This is a genomic window from Corallococcus sicarius, assembly GCF_003611735.1.
Lineage (GTDB): Bacteria > Myxococcota > Myxococcia > Myxococcales > Myxococcaceae > Corallococcus > Corallococcus sicarius.
In genome coordinates, this window is the sequence record NZ_RAWG01000678.1 from 1 (window position 1) to 726 (window position 726).

Below are 726 nucleotides of genomic sequence, written 5' to 3' on the forward strand. Positions count from 1 at the left end.
CCCGTAGAACCACCCCGAAAGCCCCGGATGACACACCCGGCCAACCCCGAACGGCCCCCCGACTCAGCACCGCCAGTCCCGGTGCCAGGCGAGCGGCCCCGTCCTACGGCTTGCAGTGTCATCAGGATTTTGGTGGCACCGGCAGTCCGACGCGCTAGGACACGCGCACATGGCGGAAAGACAGGGAGGCCGTAGGTGAAGGAGGATGCATCCATGAAGGACTCACAAGTCCCGGAGTCAGCAGGTCCGGACACCGGCAGGTCCCGGGTGCCACAGCTCGGTGACGTGCTGGAGTTCATGCGCCTGCTGTGGGCCGTGGACCATGGCCTCCAGTCCACCTCCAAGCGCATGGAGTCCACCCTGGGACTCACCGGCCCGCAGCGGCTGGTCATCCGCCTGGTCGGTCGCTTCCCGGGCATCACCGCCGGCACGCTCGCGCAGATCCTCCACGTGCACCCCAGCACCCTCACCGGGGTGCTCAAGCGCCTGGAGAAGCGGGGCCTGCTGGAGCGCAAGTCGGATCCGCTCGACGGCCGCAAGGCCCTGTTCGCGCTCACCGACTCCGGCCGCGCGCTGGACGTGCCCTCCGAAGGCACCGTCGAGTCCGCCGTGCAGCGCGTGCTCGCCCGCATGCCCCGCGACCGCATCGTCTTCACCCAGGAAGTGCTCACGGCGCTCGCCGAAGAGCTGGGCGGCATCCCCATGGCGGAGGACGTCTCCCTGCCC

1 protein-coding gene is annotated in these 726 nt (G+C 69.6%); it reads left to right on the forward strand.

The window, feature by feature from the left end:
* Positions 1-213: 213 nt before the first annotated feature.
* Positions 214-726, forward strand: a 513-nt coding sequence (locus tag D7X12_RS41660; RefSeq protein WP_147444013.1) for a MarR family winged helix-turn-helix transcriptional regulator, incomplete at its 3' end; no start/stop codon positions are given.